This window comes from Shuttleworthella satelles DSM 14600 (genome assembly GCF_000160115.1).
Lineage (GTDB): Bacteria > Bacillota > Clostridia > Lachnospirales > Lachnospiraceae > Shuttleworthia > Shuttleworthia satelles.
The window spans coordinates 488,051-508,980 of the sequence record NZ_GG665867.1 but is presented as its reverse complement, the minus strand read 5'-3'; the positions used below and the strand labels follow the sequence as shown (position 1 = coordinate 508,980).

Annotated in this window: 16 protein-coding genes and 1 pseudogene; 5 read left to right on the top strand and 12 right to left on the bottom strand. The window is 44.4% G+C overall.

What is annotated here, in order from left to right; translation table 11 throughout:
• Positions 1 to 71 precede the first annotated feature (71 nt).
• Together GCWU000342_RS09045 and GCWU000342_RS09040 are read right to left on the bottom strand one after the other, a co-directional pair.
• Complete coding sequence (locus tag GCWU000342_RS09045; protein ID WP_006907117.1) at positions 72 to 1,127, bottom strand: nucleotidyl transferase AbiEii/AbiGii toxin family protein; 1,056 nt, start codon at positions 1,125 to 1,127, stop codon at positions 72 to 74.
• A complete protein-coding gene (locus tag GCWU000342_RS09040) occupies positions 1,124 to 1,864 on the bottom strand; it encodes a DUF6577 family protein (RefSeq protein WP_156784545.1) in 741 nt (246 codons plus the stop codon). The genes GCWU000342_RS09045 and GCWU000342_RS09040 overlap by 4 nt, the downstream gene beginning before the upstream one ends.
• A gap of 183 nt (positions 1,865 to 2,047) precedes the next feature.
• Here GCWU000342_RS09040 and GCWU000342_RS10595 point away from each other — a divergent pair.
• Positions 2,048 to 2,500, top strand: a pseudogene (locus GCWU000342_RS10595) (DDE-type integrase/transposase/recombinase); the annotation flags it as partial.
• A 167-nt stretch (positions 2,501 to 2,667) separates the two neighbouring features.
• Here the strand turns inward: GCWU000342_RS10595 and GCWU000342_RS09035 are convergent.
• Positions 2,668 to 5,451: an alpha-L-rhamnosidase gene (locus GCWU000342_RS09035; protein WP_045000993.1), complete on the bottom strand. Its 2,784-nt coding sequence runs from the start codon at positions 5,449 to 5,451 to the stop codon at positions 2,668 to 2,670.
• An 81-nt stretch (positions 5,452 to 5,532) separates the two neighbouring features.
• Positions 5,533 to 7,311, bottom strand: coding sequence for a sensor histidine kinase (locus tag GCWU000342_RS09030; protein ID WP_006907113.1), 1,779 nt, complete (start codon positions 7,309 to 7,311; stop codon positions 5,533 to 5,535).
• A gap of 218 nt (positions 7,312 to 7,529) precedes the next feature.
• Between GCWU000342_RS09030 and GCWU000342_RS09025 the strand changes: the two genes are divergently transcribed.
• The 4 genes from GCWU000342_RS09025 (at position 7,530) to GCWU000342_RS09010 (ending at position 11,391) form a co-directional block, all read left to right on the top strand.
• Positions 7,530 to 8,843 carry an ABC transporter substrate-binding protein gene (locus GCWU000342_RS09025; protein WP_006907112.1) on the top strand — a complete coding sequence of 438 codons (1,314 nt, stop codon included), beginning with the start codon at positions 7,530 to 7,532 and terminating at the stop codon, positions 8,841 to 8,843.
• A 104-nt stretch (positions 8,844 to 8,947) separates the two neighbouring features.
• Positions 8,948 to 9,811 carry a carbohydrate ABC transporter permease gene (locus tag GCWU000342_RS09020; RefSeq protein ID WP_006907111.1) on the top strand — a complete coding sequence of 288 codons (864 nt, stop codon included), beginning with the start codon at positions 8,948 to 8,950 and terminating at the stop codon, positions 9,809 to 9,811.
• On the top strand, positions 9,808 to 10,638 hold the full coding sequence (locus GCWU000342_RS09015; RefSeq protein ID WP_006907110.1) for a carbohydrate ABC transporter permease: 831 nt from the start codon (positions 9,808 to 9,810) through the stop codon (positions 10,636 to 10,638). Before GCWU000342_RS09020 ends, GCWU000342_RS09015 begins: the two co-directional genes overlap by 4 nt.
• Positions 10,639 to 10,701: 63 nt before the next feature.
• The gene (locus tag GCWU000342_RS09010; RefSeq protein ID WP_006907109.1) at positions 10,702 to 11,391 is read left to right on the top strand and encodes a D-lyxose/D-mannose family sugar isomerase; all 690 of its coding nucleotides are present in this window, start codon (positions 10,702 to 10,704) and stop codon (positions 11,389 to 11,391) included.
• A gap of 133 nt (positions 11,392 to 11,524) precedes the next feature.
• Here the strand turns inward: GCWU000342_RS09010 and GCWU000342_RS10865 are convergent, their stop codons facing one another.
• The 8 genes from GCWU000342_RS10865 to GCWU000342_RS08975 all read right to left on the bottom strand — a co-directional run bounded on the left by GCWU000342_RS10865 (position 11,525) and on the right by GCWU000342_RS08975 (position 20,861).
• Positions 11,525 to 11,653, bottom strand: coding sequence for a hypothetical protein (locus GCWU000342_RS10865; RefSeq protein WP_006907108.1), 129 nt, complete (start codon positions 11,651 to 11,653; stop codon positions 11,525 to 11,527).
• Positions 11,654 to 12,868 carry a DUF4261 domain-containing protein gene (locus GCWU000342_RS09005; RefSeq protein WP_006907107.1) on the bottom strand — a complete coding sequence of 405 codons (1,215 nt, stop codon included), beginning with the start codon at positions 12,866 to 12,868 and terminating at the stop codon, positions 11,654 to 11,656.
• Positions 12,869 to 13,415: 547 nt separating this feature from the next.
• Positions 13,416 to 14,147: a response regulator transcription factor gene (locus GCWU000342_RS09000; RefSeq protein ID WP_006907106.1), complete on the bottom strand. Its 732-nt coding sequence runs from the start codon at positions 14,145 to 14,147 to the stop codon at positions 13,416 to 13,418.
• Positions 14,144 to 15,733: an ADP-ribosylglycohydrolase family protein gene (locus GCWU000342_RS08995; RefSeq protein WP_156784543.1), complete on the bottom strand. Its 1,590-nt coding sequence runs from the start codon at positions 15,731 to 15,733 to the stop codon at positions 14,144 to 14,146. The genes GCWU000342_RS09000 and GCWU000342_RS08995 overlap by 4 nt, the downstream gene beginning before the upstream one ends.
• A 2-nt stretch (positions 15,734 to 15,735) precedes the next feature.
• Positions 15,736 to 16,812 carry a sensor histidine kinase gene (locus GCWU000342_RS10665; protein WP_169304673.1) on the bottom strand — a complete coding sequence of 359 codons (1,077 nt, stop codon included), beginning with the start codon at positions 16,810 to 16,812 and terminating at the stop codon, positions 15,736 to 15,738.
• Positions 16,813 to 17,723: 911 nt separating this feature from the next.
• Entirely contained in the window at positions 17,724 to 18,515 is a 792-nt protein-coding gene (locus GCWU000342_RS08985; protein WP_006907103.1) for a carbohydrate ABC transporter permease, read from the bottom strand.
• On the bottom strand, positions 18,512 to 19,375 hold the full coding sequence (locus GCWU000342_RS08980; RefSeq protein ID WP_242650000.1) for a carbohydrate ABC transporter permease: 864 nt from the start codon (positions 19,373 to 19,375) through the stop codon (positions 18,512 to 18,514). Before GCWU000342_RS08980 ends, GCWU000342_RS08985 begins: the two co-directional genes overlap by 4 nt.
• A 148-nt stretch (positions 19,376 to 19,523) precedes the next feature.
• Entirely contained in the window at positions 19,524 to 20,861 is a 1,338-nt protein-coding gene (locus GCWU000342_RS08975; RefSeq protein WP_006907101.1) for an ABC transporter substrate-binding protein, read from the bottom strand.
• Between the last annotated feature and the right edge of the window lie 69 nt (positions 20,862 to 20,930).

Sequence of the window (20,930 nt, the reverse complement as noted above, 5' to 3'; positions counted from 1 at the left end):
AGTCCCCGAACGCCATGTAACTCTTCTGACCCAAGGGGAGGGTTAATACCCATTTTAGATGATTTTTTGCTCTATCTGCTCCTATAATCGGTTAGTAACCTGTCAGCGCAGGCAAGATATGCATAACCAACAGGGCTGACGCGCCTTAAAGATTTCATTATCATCATATCCGGCTGTGTGAGCTTTTCTTTCAGATACGGCTGTGGATCATCGACACGAGTATATGTCGATCCCGTGAGCAGGCACGCTGCAAAGTAAATAACCTGTGGAGCCATTAACGCCGCCCTTTCCATACTGAAGCCCGATACATATATGTGCTGTGAAACATCCCTCGTTCCTCTCAGGTAGCTCGAGAAATCATCTTCATTAGACTTTCCACGGGAACCAATGCATACGGCTGCCTGTATGGAATCCAACAATGCATCTGCAGGAGTAATATTCTGCTCCCGATAGCCGATTTCCGTATTGCAAATATCAAAGTATGTTCTTCGGACAAGGTCAAAATCAGTTATCTCATTCATCAGCGTACTGACATCAAAGAATTGTTTGATGACCTCCATGTCTTTGTCCTTACGGAGCGGGATGCCAGTTGTATACGGAGCAAATGCTGTCAGCTTATCACCCAGCACGCAATCGACCGAGGGAATGCTTACCACTTGATTTTCACCATCGGTAAGCAGCAGATCATTTGCTATTTCCCTCTGGACGAGCTGTGCATAGTGATTTTCTTCGAACAACACATCCAGCAAAATATATAGCTCTTTCCCTCTTCTTACCGGTGAATCATAGAAAAACTTGAAGTGGCGCTTTTCAATCTTTCCACGGGCTTTACGTTCCTTCTCTCCACCGGATTTAAACGGAAAGATTGCAGCAGCTTTTTGGATATATGCGTCAATATCGGTTCCGGGTTCGACAACAATGTCGATATCTGTTGATAACCGCATCGGCTTGGAAAGCAGCAGCATCAGGCTGGTTCCACCCTTGAACGTAAATGACAGACCTACTTTTGACAGTGCCTCAAGAAGGCCGAATGCAAACAAGGTGCGTTCTATCAGACCGGGATCGCATTTGCTTTCTCTTTGGAGTTCCCTGATGTGTTCTTCACTGTAATTCTCTCTGATAATCATTGCTCGTCATCCTCCAGATTGATCTTGTATTTTTCCAGGAAAGCACGGAATTTTTCCTCCGCACCCTTTCGCTTTGTGTATCGGAACATTCCCTTTGTATCTAGGAAGTACCTGTCTATTGAATCCGTGAAAATATTCCGATATTCTCCCGCCGGAACAATCTGGCTGAGCAGCTTATCTACAGCGATGTCAACCAGAATTTTTTCCAACCTGGTCTCCCACGGCTGCTCCAGTCCCTTGGGAGATTCAGACGGCAGACGACCTACAACGATTTCGTCATCTAGCAAATATCTATAATACTCAGTAATTGATGGCTTTAACATAATCCTGCCAGCATATTCCCGTTTCATGGCATCAAAGGCATAATCTACGACATCATTCTCCACATACAGGAAGATGGTATTATGTGCAATCAGATGATTGACGAACTCGTTAAGCTGTATCAACTCAAAAATCTGAAAACGCACATCAGAGAATGCTTCCTGCATCTTTGCTGCTACTTCTTTAGCCGCCTCAGAATAATCATGTCGATAGATTCGTTTCTTTGCTGGAACGGCATACTGATTCCATGACACTCTTACGATGTCTCCATCCGATAGAGATTTACGCAGGGAATACGCAAGGGCATCTTCTTTTAACAATATTTCCGAGCCATTTTGAATTGCTGCATAGTATTCTTCTCTAGAAAATGTTCGGCCCGGTTCTATTGCTGACAGTCCCTTCTGGATATTCTGCATGTCGATCTTCTCCCTACGAAACACCATTTCCGCAGTATAATGTAATTACTGCTGATTTGGTGTTATGAGTATACAGCAAATCTGCCGGAACATCAACACCACTTTCGCAGTATTTTTAATTTACCGCGAAAGTGGTGTAGGAGAAGGAAGCCCTGCTTTGCAACGAATGTATGGTATAATTTTTTCTCAAAGCATCCTGTCTCTCTATATCGTATCTTTGCCAAACTGGGATATCGTAAATCAGCTATCAAAAAGAAGAAGTCGTACACACCAAAACCTTATCTCACGCCGACACAACTCGGCGTCAAATGGCAAATGGATGTAAAATACGTTCCAACGACCTGTTATACAGGACAAATGCCTGATAAGCTTTATCAGTACACTGTGATTGATGAGGCCTCACGAGAACGCTTCATCTATCCGTATAAAGAACAGAGCAGCTACAGTACAGTGGATTTCTTAAAGCGTGCGATCGACTACTTCGGATACTGTCCTTTGACTCTTCAAACAGATAACGACAGTGAAATGAAACGATATTTAAGACGTTCAAACCGGATCCCCATGAAGATACTTGGATGGAGCAACCCCATTCAAAAACGCGAGCAGTTACTTGACAATCGGCAATGCTGGTGGTGATATTTCTTCTTCTATCATGGCTCACTAGCTTTGTTCATCTGGTATCACATCATTTACAAACCAGCTAATCTGTATTGTTCAAACACAATATTGGAGCGGGTCCCCGAAGGATCCCGCCCCAACATTCAACATAGAGTCCTATTGATTACAAGGAACTCTTCCGCTTATTATTTCTTGGTGAATATCAAAGTTAACTGCTCATTGATCTTTTCCATCTCCTCCTCACGCATCTCCGGTTGATACTTACGGAGTAAGTCACGAAATGATTTACCCCTCATCTCGACCGGGACATTATCATGTGGCATAAAGCCTGCCATGAGCTGCATTGCCCTGGGATTCTTCGCCAGGCGTAAAACCGGAAGATCAACCGTATATCTTGGTGTGAGTTGCTTATCCGTCACATACTGAATTTCATAATGTCCGCTTGCCACAAAGTAGCGGCCATCCACTTCCTTTTGAAGAAGAGAATTCCCTTTATTGGGATATTTTTCCCTCTCAAAGTATGGAAGTTCAATATATGCCTCCGCCCCAAATGGAATATCAAAGGAAAGATATAAATGATTCAGATCTACGATCTTCCAGACGCTGCGATATAGTCCTGCCGGCGAATCGTACTCTGCCTCCAGCTCCTGTAAATCCCAGTGAATTTTTGGAGCGATCAGCGCTTTCTTAAATCCAACTTCCCCCTCCAATTGGGCAATACCTGCAACATGCCGATACATCCACTCCACAATGGAACCATAAGAATAGTGATTCATTGAGTTCATATCCATTCCAGAGACTCTCCCATCACTCAAGAGAGAGTTCCAGCGTTCCCAAACCGTCGTTGCCCCAAGCCTAACTTCATTCAGCCAGCCCGGATATCCCTCATAGAGGAGTAACTCAAAGGCAAGCTCAGCGAATCCATGCTCCGTCAAAACATTCCCAAGGAGCGGCGTCCCCGTAAATCCTGTTCTCAATTGATGATCGGATGCTGTAAACAAATCCCACAAAGTCTCCTTTATCAGCTTTTCATTGTCTGACAGATGATACTTTAAAGTCAGAATCATTGCGGTTTGCGTCTGAATACAGCAGCGACCAGTCGCAGAATAGTACTCCTTTCGAACTGCATCGAATTGATACTCAGATAATTTCAAGAACTCCTCCGCATCTTCCAGTTTCCCGAGAATTTTTGCGGCTTTTCCAACAATCTCTGCGCTCGCCGCATAGTAAATACTTGAGATAAACCCTTCATTTGTCGCTCCCATTGCATGCTGTGGATCCTGCTCCATCGCGTCCAACGCAAGCCAGTCTCCGTAGCTGAAAGCCGTTCGCCAGCGGAAATCATCTCCGTCATAGTTGCGAACCCAGTTCACCCATGCCTTCATACTTTCATATTGGTCTTCAAGAATCGTTCTATCCCCATAAAACTGATACAGGGTCCAAGGAATAATGCAGGCAGCGTCACCCCATACCGAAGATGTGGAGTGAATTCCTGCGGATGGAATGACATCCGGAACCATTCCGTCCAGTTGTAATTGCTCCGTGTACATATCAAAAAGATACTTGGCATAAAAGGCATAGGCGTCTGTAAGATATAAGGCGGTTGCCGTAAACACCTGCGTATCTGCTGTCCATCCCATTCTCTCATCGCGCTGTGGACAATCGGTCGGAACGTCTAAAAAGTTATCCTTTAGTCCCCAGGTTACATTCGACAGAAGCTGATTGACGAGCTTATGGCCCGTTCTCATCCTTCCCGTCATCTCAACATCGCTATAAATACAAAGTGCCCTGAACTGCTCTCTTTGAAAATTTGTAAGGCCTTCAACCTTAACATAGCGATAACCATAGTAGGTAAAATGCGGACGAATCGTTCTTTTTTCCCCATCTGAAACATAGATGAATTCGGACCTTGCCGTTCTCAGGTTGTCATTATAAAAATTCCCCTCCTGCAATATTTCACCAGTCTGAAGGTGAATCTTCGTTCCATAATCCTCCTTTAGATCCAACTCAAAAATTCCTGTGACCTCTTGCCCCAGATCAATGACAAGTTCTCCTTTTGGCGTACGAATGACTTCAACCGGTCTCAAGACCTCATGTACTGTCAGATAAGGACTCATCCGGTCCATGAGCTTTCCTTCCGGCCCCTGGGCAAGAGTCACTTGTTCTTCTGGCAAAAGAGCTAAGGTATCATCTATATGCTCTCCATCGTAGAGATTGGAAAAAGTAATATTACTAAATGTGAGCTTCCAGTCCTCATCTGTCTTAATTAATTCTTCTGATCCATCCCTGTATCGAATATGAAGCTCAGCTATCAAATGCCAGCAGTCCCCATAGAATCCCTTGTCCTCATGTGCGGTAAAACCAAATCTCCCCTTATACCATCCATTCCCCATGAGAACAGATAACTTGTCATCATGATTGAGTTGCTCTGTGACATCAATTGTCTCTACCTGCAACCACTGCCTGTAATTGTTAGAAAAAGGAGTCAGATACTCGTCTCCTAATTTTTCATCTCCATAATAAGCCTCATAAAGTCCTAAGCCGCATATATAAAGCCTCGCAGAGGCAACCTCTGCTCTTAGCTGAACCTCTCTCTGAAAAATCGGATGTCGCTTCTGATTTTGACAGCTGATCCAGGAAGCCTGCCACGGCTCATCCATCTTACCGGTTTCAAACCATGTCACCTTTGATTTCGCAATCTCGTTTAAATCCGAGATCACAATAATCTGCACATAATATCGTGTCCTCGGTTCCAGACGGATCGGAATATCACTCCCCAAAGAAGACAGATCTCTATTCCCACTATCCCATAAGAAGGTGGACATATTCTCCTGATCCGAGACAAGAATCCGAGCCGATTGTTGCCGCTTTCCCCTCGCATTTCTTATCTTCCAGGAGATCCGGGTATGTAACATACAAAAGCCCAATGGGCGTTGAATATGATTGATTCTGACATGATAAATTTCCATAGATAGATTACCCCCTTCTGTAGAATCCACATTTTGATTCTATCCGGTAAATAACCCGGTATCCATGGATTTGATCCTCATCTAGTCATGGATTTTTGAATCATCTAAGCTCTTTCGGAAGATAACCTTGATAAATGCGCTTCCTTTTTCGTTATTGCCGATAAACATATGCATATAAGTTCCATACAGAATATAAAGTCTTGCATACGCATTTTTCAGCCCCATGCCACCGATTTTATCCTCGATATTACGATCCAGATTTTTAAGTTTCCTCTTCACACGATCAAAGGCCCCTTGCAACCGAACCAGACTCTCTTCAGAGAACCCCGCACCATTATCAAAAACTTCCAGGACATAATATCCTTCTTCATTGATATAGCCCTTTACTACAACTTCGCGAATATCCTTAATTTGAGTAAAAGCATGTGAGACACAATTCTCAATAAGCTGTTGCAGGAACATTTTCGGAACAAGAATCGACTGCATATCCTCTACAATTGATATCTCAAACACGATCTTATCCTGCCATCTTGCCTGCAGTAAATAGATGTAGTGCTCCAGCCCTTCGATTTCTTTTTTCAAGGGAACGTATCGTTCTGTGGTATCCGTAGAATAACGAAGCATTTCCGCCAACTCGCTACAGGTATCACAAATCTCCTCACTGTTCTCTGCGACCGCTTGCGCAGAGATAATATTAAGTACATTGTAAATAAAGTGAGGATTCACCTGAGCCTGTAGCATGTCAAACTGTGCCTGCAGGCGAAGAAACTCCGCACTGTTTTCCTTGCTGATAGCCTCTCTCAGTCTCTGTGCCATGTGGATATATGCCTTTTGAATGTGTACGAACTCTTCGCTGTCATAATTGTGATAATGCAATTCCAGATTCGGAATCGTCTCCAGACTTGTTTGCTCTATCATCCCCTGGATCAAGGATAAGGGTCTGAGGAGCCGCCGTATTACTAAAAGCAACAGCAGAATAGAACAAATAATAAAAAGCAGAATACTCCCAATAAAAACAGGTGAAAACTTCAAGTACGATAAAAGTGCGATCTCCTCACTACAGGAAACCACAATACACACATCACGTTTCTTATCCCTGGAAATCACTGTAAGTTTGCGATCTCCCTGATAGCTGTTCTCCATCGTGGAATTCCCACTGGCCGCCATGGACGTTTGATATTTCACAAAATCCGAATCTGCCGCATTCGTGAAAAGAATGTCCTTCCCATTTAATAAAATCGTGACAAAAAAACCTTTGGGGATATCGGTTATGTTCATTCCATGATCCTGTTTATTTTGGACTTCCAAATAGCCGAGATTCTCTCCATAGATTTCTTTGACTACGGAATAAACCATTGGTTTTTCTGAATATCCCCAATTATCGGTATGTGGCGCCACCAGAATATTTTTTCCCGGTTTTTTATTTGCAGATGTAATATAAGGGATTTTCGTCAAATCAAAAGTCTCGACAATTCTTCCTGTCTGCGCATTCGATGAGCTATACACCTGGCCGAACTCATTATAATAAAGAACCCGATAGACATTTTGTCCCAAATAGTTCAGACGCATCTCACGGGCAAGTGATTTTTTCGCTGTGTTAATGTAATCTGTCGAGTAATGCGAATCTCCTTCATGACTCAACGCCGTAATTGATTGAAGCATCTCCGGATTAGAGAGAATAAACTGAATGGAATCCTCCATCACATTATATTGAGCACTGACTTGCCCCAATTTGTTATTTGCGACCTGCCCCATTGCCTGTGTCAACTGCAGTTTGGAGTGATCACTTACAGAATAGATCGAGATCACCGTCAGCAGCAGAGTAGCCAGCAATGTAAGAAGTAATAACAGTGCAATCATCTTTGATCGAAAGGTTCGAAACAATCGACACATATGCATAAAGCCATCCCCTCTTCCCTTATTTCTTTTAGGCTAACAGACTCTCATATTCACTTCCACTATTTTGAAAAATCCATGCCTTCTGCCATTATTGTCCATGTATTCCCGGGACATATCCTGTTATCTTTTATACAGTTGATCGAGTTTAGCTCGAAATCTACAATTCCAGGAGGGTATCTATGAGGGCGAAGAAACTAGTATCTATGTTACTTGCATTGTCTTTATCTGTTGGTATGCTCGCCGGGTGCGGAACATCTGGCAACGACAAAAAGAGTAGCCAGGGTGATAAGCCCTACACCGGCGTAACCTTAAAAGTTTGGGGTGGCAATATCGAGATAAACTCTACCACCAGGGCAATCATGGATAAAGCAACCGAGAAGCTTGGTATGCAATTTGAGATTGAAATAGCTCCCAGTGGCAGTGATGGGGATAATGTCTTAAAGACCAAACTCGCCTCAGGCGATTTACCCGATATCTTCAACTATAACAGCGGCTCAAAATTTTTATCCTTAAATCCGACACAGTACTTTGCTGATATGACGGATCAAAAAATGACAGCCCGCTTCGATGATAACTTCAAAAAGTGTGTCTCCGTAAATGACAAAATTTATGGTGCGCCATTCTCAACAACACAGGCCGGCGCTATTGTATATTGGAAACCTGATTACGAATCCCTGGGACTAAAAGTTCCCAATACCTGGGACGAATTTCTAAAGAACTGTGAAACACTCAAAAAGGCCGGAAAAACTCCCTGTTATCTGTCCAATGGCGACACCTGGACCACACAGGTTCTTTTCCTGGGTGACAATCATAATGTGATAACAAGCGACCCGAATTTTGCCCAGGAATTCGAGGCTGGGAAAGCAAAATTCGCCACAACAAAAGCCGCTTTGGAGAGTTTCCGAAAATATGAGGATCTTACTTCATATTATAATGCCGACGGATCAGCCGCCAAGTATCAGGATGGCATTGAAGATATGTCTGTTGGAAAAGCCACTCATTGGATTATTCTGACCCAGGCAATTGGAGAAATGATCGCAAAGCACCCTGATTGTGCTGATAAACTCGGTGTATTCCCTATTCCCGGAACGGATGCCAGCAAGACAGGTCTCACCGTATGGGAGCCACAGGCATGGTATGTCAGCAAAGACAGCCAGCAAAAAGAGGCTGCCATGGCCTTCCTTAATTTCTGGTATGAGGATGAAAATGTCAATGAATACGTAAAGGCGATGGGAGCAAATGGTCCCTCCTGTCTCAAGGGCTACAAGCTTCCTGACACCGTATGTCCTGCCATTCGTGTCGACATGCAAAAATACTTCGATCAGGGAAAAACCACCCCCGCACTAGAGTACCAGACCCCTATAAAGGGAAATAGTTGTGAGCAGATCACATCTGCCCTCTCCCTTGGTCAGCTAAATGGGAAAGATGCGGCCCAAAGATACGATGACGACTGCAAGCTCTCCGCAAATCAGCTGGGATTCAATTGGAAATAACCCTTCTACTCCCTGCAGCAGTGGTTTAACCACTGCTGCAGAACCTTTATACACGACAATGGAATACTCGCGAAGTATATATTCCATTGTTATGGAGGACTCCCATGAAAAAAAAATCGAGATATTCCTTTTGGTTTTTAGTCCCGGCGCTGGCTATTTTTTTGATCTTTTTTCTGATTCCAATCATCCAATCCTTCTACTATAGCCTGACCGTGTGGACGTTTGATTCAACGCGTTTCTGTGGACTTAATAACTACATTACTTTTTTCAAAGACAAGTCCCTGAACTCTTCGATTCCTCATACACTTATTTATGCTTTTCTGACGTCAGGCTTAAAGGTAGTGATTGCTTTTTTTATCGCTGTCTTCCTCTGTGGCAAGGTAAGAGCCAAGGGCTTTATCCGCTCTGCCGTCTTCTTTCCAAACCTTGTCTCTGCCATGGCAATCGGGCTGGCCTTCGGCTATCTTATGCACCCAACAAAAGGCCTTTTCAACCACCTGATTACATCCCTCGGACTTCCTGCCATAAATTTCCTCGGCGATGAGAAGCTGGCCCTATTTAGCATCATTGCTGTAGACGTCTGGAAGGGCCTAAGCATCTCCCTCGTCATCTACATTGCCGGCATCCAGTCCATCAATTCCAACTACTACGAGGCGGCTCAAATTGACGGTGCAAACTTTTGGCAGAAAATCCGTTACATCACTCTCCCCTTGGTAGCACCGGCACAGAACTCAATCATCATCCTGTCTCTCATTGGTGGCCTGCGCTCATTTGACCTGATCTGGGCAATGACCGGAGGTGGCCCCGGCTTTTCGACTGACGTCATGGCCTCTGTCATCTATAAGCAGTATGCATTTGGCTTCTATGGACTTTCAACAGCGGGTAATGTCATTATGCTGATCCTGATCTCGCTGATTACATTCCCCCTGCAACACTTCTTAAATAAACGTGAGGAGGCGATTCAATGAATAAACCCAAGAGAGAAGGCCTGATCAGCGGGGTTATAGGGAGTATTTTCGCTATTTTTCTCTTCATCGTCCCCTTTTACTTCATGTTTGTGAATTCCATAAAATCATCCGCAGAGGCAAACAAACTCAGCATCGCCTGGCCAAGCGAATTGCATTTTGAGAATTATATCCAGGTTTTAGTGAAAAACAATTTTCAGTTGCTGACGGCATTCAAAAACAGCACCATCCTTACCATATGTTCCGTCATCGGTTTGATCATCTGCAGTTCCATGGCCGGATATGTCATTCAACGCAGGCACGACAAGCCTACTCGAGCGATACAGTGGCTTATTATGCTTGGACTGATGATTCCTGCTGCCATTCTGCCAACCATATCTCTTCTTCAGAAAATGCATCTCTATAAAACGATGTTCGGAATGGTTATGATTGAGATTGCTCTTCAACTTCCATTCACCATCATGCTCTACAGGGGCTATATGGCTTCTATCCCGGTCGAACTGGAGGAAGCCGCCTGCATCGACGGCTGCAGTAACACGCGCATCTTCTTCGACATCATTCTTCCACTGCTGAAACCGATACATGCAACCGTCCTCATTTTAGATGCAGTGACCATCTTCAACGACTTCACCAATCCTCTATATTTTCTTCCCGGCGCAAAAAACGCGACCGTCCAGCTCACCCTCTACAACTACAAGGGGCAGTTCTCAAGTGACTACAATCTGCTCTTCGCAGATGTCATCTTAATTACACTCCCGATGTTGGTTCTCTTTCTCCTCTTCAACAAAAAAATTGTTGCCGGGATGGTTGCCGGATCGGTGAAGGGATGAAGACTGTACACTTGTTGTGCTGACAAACATAAGCGGAATAGGAAAAACAATGAGGGGTATCACATGAAGCGTTCAGAGATCAACAAAGCCTTAAAAGAGATGGAAGCCATGATCCGGGAGTACCGGATTGCGCTGCCGCCATTTTGCAATCTGACGCCGGAGGATTGGCAAGGCATGGATCATGAGTATGATGAGATCAGGGACAATATGCTTGGCTGGGATATCACGGATTATGGTCTGGACCGATTTGACAAAGTGGGATTTTCCCTGATTACTTTGAGAAATGGCAATCCGAAGAAAAAAGAGCAGTATCCGAAGCCTTATGCGGAAAAGCTCCTGTATATCAAAGAAGGACAGATGGCTCCTATGCATTTTCATTGGTATAAAATGGAAGATATCATCAACCGAGGCGGTGGAAATGTGCTGATCCGTGTATACAATTCTACGCCGGAGGGCGAGTTTGCCGATACGCCAGTGACCGTGCATTGCGATGGACGTGCCCATACAGTGCCCGCAGGAACCCAGGTACGGCTGACTCCGGGAGAAAGTATCACGGTTTTCCAGAATATGTACCATGATTTCGAACTGGAACCAGGAAGCGGCCCTGTGCTGCTGGGAGAAGTTTCCATGTGCAATGACGATGAGCACGACAACTGCTTCTATGAACCAATTGGAAGATTCCCGGAAATCGAAGAAGATGAGCCGCCTTATCGCCTGCTCTGCAATGAATATCCAAAGTGGGAAGATGATTGATAAGAGAGCCTTCCAGTGGTTTTCAATGATTAACTGAAACTTCCCACACGGGAAATGTCCGCGAACCTTGAAAACTCACTTTTGATGTAGGAAGTTTGAGTTACTCATTTGTAAAGGAATCTTCCTCCTCGTTTTATTCTTTTATAATGGCGCCTTTCTTTTTATAGTATATCGGAAAATTCATGATCCTCCTCATGCTCTTATAATGCTTTTTCCCAGGATCTGACCCAAAGACCCCCAGCCTGCAATAGCTCTCCTGCATCTACTCTTCCCGCTTCCCGGCCGCATACTCTCCTGTATCTACATCAACAACCTGGCGAACCGGCTGAATCAAGGCTTCCTCATAATATACTTTCCAAGGCACCGCATCATCATACTGACCCTCTCGCAGGCCTGCGACAGAATCCCCATTCTCAAAAGGGCAGTCCTGCTCAAACATATAGATCAGTACATCATAGGCATGTTTTACGACCTCCTCCACTTTCAGTCCGTGGTAATGATACTGCACATCCGGCAGGAAGAGGGTGCTCATTCCGACCGAGTCCACCATACAGTCGTCTGTCCCCCGAATCTTAAAGAATCGAATATTCACTGCATAACGAAGAAAGCATAGTTCCCCGTCCTGCTCGCAGGAGGCAATCTCCTCTGTAGTCAGCATCTTCTTGGATGTCTCAAAAACAAATGCCCTTGCTGTCGGGAACAGCTCCGCCAGGGCTTGCATATAGCGAACCAGCATCTTGGCTCTCTGCTTATAGTCAAGGCATGCCGCCATCATATCCGATGCAATGATTTGATAAGGACAGGACGCCAGAATCTCCTCCCCATCAGGGCAGTCCCATAGCTGGGTTAATTCCAGCTCATTTAAGATGGGCTTCTCAATCTTTTCGCAGACAGATACAAAGAGAATGGGCGAAAAGCTTTTTCCGTCTTCGCTTTCCATGAAATATTCCCTGGGAGAAAAGCAGGCCGCGCTCTTGTCGTCATAGTTGACACAGTCAAGCACCCCCAAATGCCTGGTCATGGTCTCCATCATCTTCTCCCTTGAAGGGAGGGCACAGGCTTCCTCCATCAATAGATGAACCAGAAAAATTCCGCCTGGACGCTCCTCCTTTTCAGATAAATCCTGACGGAGGATTTGTTGCTTTTCATTGTGTTTTTTTCTTCCATAATTTACGCTCCTCACATACATCTGTTTCCTGCTCCTGGGTTTCTGCGGAATCGTCATGTTGACAAGTCCTCGTTCAATAAGCGGATGAATATAAGCCTGTATCGCATAGCTCACTGTTCCGATCCCCAAATATTCGGCGATCTCCTGTCTGTTCCTTGGTTCCTCTAAGAATACTAACAGCCGGGTCTCCTGATCGCTCTGTCCCATTGCCTGATGAATAGCTGTAACCTGCGCTTCCTTATAGAGCGTCACAGAAAAGCTTCCTCTTTCGTCGGCAAAAACAGGTTCTTTTAACCCCGCTTCTCTCATCGCTCTTCTTATGGTCGGAATACCGGAATGTTCTCCTCAATCCTCTGATTATCTGTAAAGCGATCCTCCTTCATTTTTATAATATGCGCATTTTTAGCAAATACAAGATGAGTATTTTAGTTATTCAGCTTCTATTTTACTTTTGTTTTGATTTTTGCTTTCTTGATTTGAGTTATTGTTATCTGATTTCGTTTTCATTTGAGTTATTTGCATTTGCTTTTGTTTGAGTTACCTGCATCTGTTTGTAGTACATTGCCAAATTGTAAAGTGCCATCTCGCGGTTGATTGAATTAGGATCGTGATCCTCCGCTATGATATATCCCGTCCTGGACACACAGACCAGTCTTTCCCAAAACAATGGAACGCGGGCACCGCGAGTATCCTGTTGTCATCGACAAAAAATTCAATAGTATGACCACTTTTTCGTCTATATGTGAGATTTTTCTGTTATATTTTTGTTGATTTCGCTTAAAGCAGGCACCCTTCGCAAACGATATGACTCTTCAAAATCGCGCTAATAGCAATCTCCAACAGAGAATCTATCGTTTTACTTGAATCCCCGATCATGGGACGGAAGGACCCCCATATAAGCCTTATATGCTCTCGTAAAAGCACGGTAATCACTATACCCTACCTTCTCCGCAATCTCGCTAATACTCTTGTCACTCATACGAAGCATTGTTCTTGCTTTTTCAAACCGTATCTTTGCCAGGTAGGCGGAGTAATTCTTTCCGGTTTTATGCTTAATGAGCTGACTTATGTATGATTCGTTCAAATGAAATTGCCTGGATAAAATCTCCAGACTGATATCATCCATATAATGCTCATGAATCCACCGGAGCATGTTCTGTACGGTTCCCTGATCTTCCTCCTCTGAATGAAAGAACTCCCCTGCTCTCTCCTGATCAATCCGCTCAATGGTCTTCTGAATCACCTTTCCAAAGACTTCATAGTCAACCGGCTTCAGAATATAGTCGTCCAAGGACATTCGCAAAGCGCTTTGACAGTAGGTAAAATCGTCATAGCCTGAGACAATAATGCCATGCACAGACGGATTCTTCTCTTTCATCTGTTGAAAAGCCTCCAGGCCCGAACAGATTGGGAGATTGATATCAATGACAACAATGTCCGGGCCTATATCGTCAGCCATAATCACTGCTTCATCACCGTCCATTGCTGTCCCTGAAATCTCACAATGATACTTCTCCCAATCAAAAAGTTTTCGAAAGCCTTCCAGAATGATCCGCTCATCATCTACCAACAAAACCTGATATTTCACACTCTCTCCTCAAGAACCGGATAACAGGACTCCCTTACCAATACAAATTTCATGCTGCCGGAAGAATGTCTCCCCACCAAAGAGACATCAATCACTCCTTCCAGCCGTCCAGCTTGATATTCATCCGTATCAATATAAAACTCAGCATTTGCCTCTGATAAATAATTGTTGTTCAGCGGAAGTTCAACGCTGCTTCCTCCCACCGAACGCGCGCCTTCCGGTAAGTAAATCGTTATTTTAACCCACTGCTGCTGGTGCATCCGCTCCGAATTCCTGATCCTTACCTTGATCCGCTTCAACTGCCCATAATGATAGCTGACAGACCCATCATAATCTAAGATTACAGCAAACGACGGATAATAATATCTCACACAGAACGGAGAGAGCGCGCATAATTCCCTCATTGGCAATTTCTCTGTCTTCCCGTTTCCATTAATATATCTCAGATATTCGCCCGCCTTCTCACAGTAGAGATCTTTTGAATCCTGACAATATACGACCGTCCCCTCCGGCGCAAGAATGTCATAGTACTCATTTCCCAACATTATGAACGCGTCCCGTATGACACGCTCCGTGAGCTGTGTAACAGTATCGGGCACCCAGATACCATGGCTTGTCAGGTCAATGCACATTGTGGAAATCCGATCATTCACCGGATCTGTCCACTTTTTTGGCAGATTCCTGGCCCCGGTGATAATCCCCATCACAGCGCCTAAGCTTCCGCAGGTACAATCTGTGTCCTCGCCAAACGAATTTGCCATGCAAAGGCTCTTCCCAAAATCATCCTCTCCATACAGCCATGCCGCAATCACATATCCTATATTTTCCGGGCAGTCCAAACCCGGTGTTCCGATCGCCATCCCCTCGTTGTCTTCCCCGGAAATTTCCGAAAGTTTGATTGTTTGAATTCCAAAGGTTCCCGGTGCGGTGTTATGGATGATCTTTCGCACATCTTGAAAAGGCACATGATCTGTCCAGCACCTTAAGGCGGTTCGAATGGATTGATACAAAAGTGTCGTCTCCGGGATGTAAGACAGCGCTATTTCAATTAAATCAAACTTATTACTCTCCACGAAAGCCGCGCTCTCCAGCGCAGCCATGAAAACTTCCCCATACATTCCCTCATCCGCATGGTCTACAACCGCATCCTCATAGGCAAACCGAGTTGCGATTTCCGGGTGCCCGGGAGCCAGGCAGGCCCATATTTCCGAGCGGATCCAACATCCATTGCTGTCCTTATATGTGTTATCCAGAAACCCTGATATCGGCGGCTGAAATCCTTCTCTCAGATTTGCCTTGCCCGTCCCGTATTCAACCCAATTGGGGATCATATAGGACAGCCAGTAATCACCGAGTACCGATGCCGTCAGGTTGCGTCCATATCGTTCAAACGCTGCCAGGGAAATGATCTGTAAATCCAGATCATCATTGGCTGGAGGACCCATAGAGAGGTCCTGCTGATAAAAATCAACCTTAACAACCTTTCGAATCGATTCAAAGGGCGCGCCCAGGATTCCTCCGATATTTTTTCCCGCCCAACATCCCATCACCTTATCGCGATATACATCCAGGCTCATTTTCTTCATAGTCATTTTCCTCCGCTTTTCAAGCCATCTGTCTCCACTATTTCCGGCAGCATTTTTATGACAACCGTGCACCCTCCCAAGGCATTGTTTTCAAAGTGTATTCCTCCCTTCTCTCTATAAAAAATATGAAATCTTGCCTTCACATTTTGGATCCCAATATGCCTGCCTGATCTTTCCCTCTGTATGTTCGCATCGAAGGTGCCGTCCGTTTGATTCAATTCCCGAATACACTCCTCACTCATCCCCATACCATCGTCAATAATGTAGATAAAAATGTATCCATCCTTTTGATTCGCCTTAATGGTAATATTCCCCTGGTAGCCGCGATTTTTAAAGCCATGAAACAAGCTGTTTTCCACAAGCGGCTGGAGAATAAAATTCGGAATCTCAACCTTGTTCAAGGATTTTTCAATCTGAAACTCATAATGAAGGCCCTCATAGCGATAGTGCATCAGGTTCAGATATGCCTTGAGTGTCACAAACTCATCCTCGAGAGGAACAAGTGCGCTTTCTGCCCTTGATCCCCGCCGATAAAAGGTAACCAGCTGCATTAACATATTTGCCGTCACCTTATCATGATTTAACGCCGCAGTAATTCGAATGGTCTCCAGCGTATTGTAAAGAAAATGCGGGTTAATCTGGTTCTTAAGATATCGCATCGCCAGATCCTGCTCAAAAATCTGATTCTGCTGCAATTTGATTTTATGTTCATATTCTGACTTGACGAGATCATCAATGACATGCAGCATTGAATTGATCGCTCTTTTGACCTGTCCCACCTCATCGTTATTCTCAACAATATAACGTCTTGTCAGATCCTTCCGATGAAACTTCCCCAAATCCACTGACAGCTCTTTTAATTCCCGCAACCGTTTCTTAGTCACATAGGTACTCAGCAAAATTGTTGTCACCATCAATAGGAGTCCTGTTCCGATACTGATCAAAAAAGTTGGCAGCAGATTTTTGGCAATGGAAGAAACCGGCACAAGCAACTCAAATGAGCAATTACTGAACTCAGACTTCGCCAGTGTGCGCATGTATAATGCCCCATTGCGCTTGACAACAGAAGCGTTCCACAAGCGAAGACCTCCCTCCTTCCCCTGATCTTCCATCGAAACCTTTGTGCCAATCAAGCCTGCGTCTGATGAGCATATCACCGTTCCGTCATACGAATAATACGTATACAATGCGCCCTGCTCCAGGGTCTCCTCCAGGCTCTGATAAATCACCTCCTGAATATGTGAAACACGCGCATTCAAAACAATGTGTCCGATTTCCTGATACGGAGAGAAACGATACACGGTCCTTGTCAGATACAGGAAACTCATATGATATATGTCATCCCAATTTGAGGACCGATACGCGAAATAATCTCTTAAATTCCCCACAAAAATATTACAACCGGATACTGTCCCTTCCTGCTTTCCCACTTCATCCAGTTTTTGGATAAAACTCTCACCATAGCCTCCAGACCGGATGGATGAGGCAGGATCCTTGTGAAAAATGATTCCATCATTATCTGTAATTGTGATCCCCTGGATATCCCCCCGTATTTCAACCATAGATGTGTACAAATGATCAAGATACTTCGTGTCATCAATTTGCTCTCGAATTCCTTCATTCCGATAGGAATGCACAATTCTCTGTGTTCGATCATCTGAAAAGCAGATCAGAGACACCCTCCCCATATCGCGCAAAGTATTATCAAGAAGATTCATGGTACTGTTGGAAAGAACTCGCATACTCTCATCACTTTTGTGGAAGAGAAAAATCCCCTCACACACCAGCAAAATCGTAAGCACAGCAATAAAGGCGGCCAAAAAGGTAATCCCATTGGCAATACTCACGCGGGAAGCAATACTGGTTTGATGTCTTTTGCTTTTTTCTTTTCCTTTTTCTTCTCTGAACAATGATATCTGAAGCAGAAACGCTTCCTCCCATATCAACCGCACAACAAATTACAATGGCTTATTTCCCTCTTGTTCTCTTTTTACCCCTTCACCGCACCGGCTGACAACCCCGATACCAGCTTACGCGAAGCGAATACATAGAAAATACCAATCGGTACCAGACAGATAACCAATGCCGCATAGAGAACATTACTTGTAAATCCGGGCGATCTCGTCTCCAGAAATCGAAGTGGAATCACAGACAGAGGCTGTATGTCATTATCTGTAATAAAGATCATGCCCATCTGAAGCTCATTCCATGCGCTAAGGAAGGTCTGAATCAGGACGAATACCAACCCGGGTCGGGCAATTGGCTGCATCACCAGACAAAAAATCTGCCAAGTATTTGCCCCATCAATCCGTCCCGCATCCATCAGTTCACTCGGAAGTGTATCATAGTAATTTTTGAGAATCAGCAGGTTAAAACAACAATTCAAGGCCGCATAAGGAAAGATCAATGCCAGGGGCGTGTTATTAAAATGAAACAGCCGCACAATCTGATATAATGGGAAAATCAGAGAGGAAGCCGGTATCATCAATCCGGTCAAAAAAACATAGTACAAGATGTTCTTTCCCCGAAAACGCAGCTTTGAAAAAGAGAAAGCCGCCAATGATGTACAGAATCCCACAATCAGTAAAGTTCCCCCTACCGTAAGAATGCTCGTCCACAAATTTTTCCACAAATCAAAGAAGCGAAAGACCCTGGCGAAATTTTCAATCCCCCCATTATCAAATGCTTTCCCAACCATTAATACGAGTGGGTATACGAAAAGTAGAAGGAAAAACAGGCACAGGATTTCTGAGATCACTGTATACTTCTTTGAATTTCTCATCCTTGCGCCTCCTTATCCTGTCTGATATAAATCCGCAGTTGGATAAATGTTACAATCAAAGCGATGATCAGCATGACCACTGCAATCGCCGAAGCCATTCCCTGCCGGAAGTGATTGAAGGACTGCGTATACAGATACGTAGAAAAGGTCTCCGTCGCATGCGCCGGGCCTCCGCGCGTTAATACATAGGGAAGGTCAAAACATTTCAATGCCCCAAGAACACCAAGAATAACCAATGTCGAATGGGTCCGCCGAAGCATGGGAAATGTAATATGCAAAAAGCGCTGCACAGAATTAGCCCCATCCAACTCTGCTGATTCGTACAAATCCTGTGGAATCGTCAGCATATTGGCGTAGTACATCAACATACTGTAACCGGTCCATTGCCAGATATTTACAAAAATAATACACAACATTGCTGTCTTACTGCTGGCAAGCCACTGCTGGCACAAAAAATCCATATGAATCGCATGGAGAAATACATTTAAATTTCCTCGATTCGTCTCGAAAATCTTAGAAAACAGATCTCCGACAATCGTTGGCGTCGCAATAACCGGAAGATAGAATAAGATCCTGTAGGCCTTAGAAAATGGGATCTTTCTGATAAAAAAAGAAGCGAAGATGATCCCGAGAAATGCCTGGATCAAGGTCGTAAAAACCGCAATCAGGACGAAGTTAATCATGGACCTCATCATAATCGGGTCATGAAAGAGACGAACATAATTTTGAATGCCGCAAAAGGTTCGATTGACCTCAATCCCATTCCACTCATAGAAACTAATCGCGACGTTATAGACAATAGGATATACAATAAATACAGCAAATAAAATTGCCACCGGCGCGATGAACAGGTATCCCATCCTACTCTCTTTTTTGCTCCTGCTCATAAGATTACCCTTCCAAAAACACATGCCAGATGTAAGAAGAGGGGTGACTACATTTCTGACCTGTAGTCCCCCTCACTCCTTCTGCTCATCCAATTTACAGATTGACAAATTCAGCTCTTAACTACCGGGTTGATTCTGATGTCTGCTGAATTTTCGCCGCCGCTTTTTGGGGTGTTGTATCTCCGAGGGCCAGATTAGTAAGTTCATCTGCAAGCGCCTGCTTCAGATCGACATTACTCATTTCACGATATCCTCCGATGTGATCTGATGCCTGCTTCATAATGAAATTCAGACATTCCTTTCCATTTTCCGATAAACCCTGAACATCCAGCTTCAAGTCTGTTCTGGATGGGCAGTACTGCAGCAGCTGATTGACAAGAATATCCTGTCCCCGATGAAGCATCCAGTCAATCACCCTGTAAGCAGCGTCCGGGTTCTTGGTGTTCTTGTTCATACACAGCGCAACATCCACTGTCTGTTGAACGGGGGCAGCCTTACCATCATTATTCCAATCGATCAGGAAAGCCGTATGGTGAGCCCCCTCTCCATTCCACTCCTTATGTGTCTGCTCATCCGTTTTCAGGAATACCCCGCATTCCCAGGATCCATTCAAGCACATGGAAATCGTTCCCTCTGTTTCAAATGGATTGGTTGTATCCGTGTACATTCCGACACCGGTTGCCCCATCCTGAAAGACACCGTCAGAAAAGCATTCCTGCCAGATCTGAAAGGCTCGAACGAGATCCGGGTCCTCAAATGAAGTCTTGCCATCTAAGGCTGAATACAGCTTTTCAGAATTGATGTCATTCGCAATATTCATCCAGGTATCAATATTGACCCACGAATCCTTCGCTCCGATTGCAAGAGGATACTCTCCTTTCTCACGAAGGGTCTTACATAACTTCTTTAAGTCCTCCAGTTTCTCATTTTCCGAGACGTTCAAATTATGTTTTTTGAGTATTTTATCATTGGACCAGGCAAAGCCCGCATAGGTAAGCCCAAGGGGAAGAGCATAATAGCCCCCCTTATCTGTTTTCAGCATTGAAAGCGCATAGCTATTGTACTGGTCTGCCCACTTATCACCGTATTGAGCCTGTACATAGGGAGTAAGATCAGCTTCAAAATCTCTGAACGCGCTGTAATTAGCTCCTAATTGCATCCCATACACATCTGCGGCGTCTCCCGCGGCCAGATCAACCTTTAATTTCTCATAATGATCCGAATCTGGTACAAAGCGGTATTCCAGGTCAATATCCGGATTGTCTTTTTTAAACTCCTCAGCAAGATGCGCCCATTCCGATTCTCCCGGATTCCATGTTTGGAAGACGACTTTTGTTTTTTCCCCCTTGCCCGCGGATGAATTATCCGCTTTATTCCCCTTCCCGGAAGAACCGCATCCTGCCAGTAATCCGACTGACAATGCCGCAGTTAAGACATATGCAACAATTTTTCTCTTCATATTATCCCTCCTCTTGTATATGATGTCCCTCTTTCCCTTTGATTTTTCTAGAAAAAATCAATTTTGTTT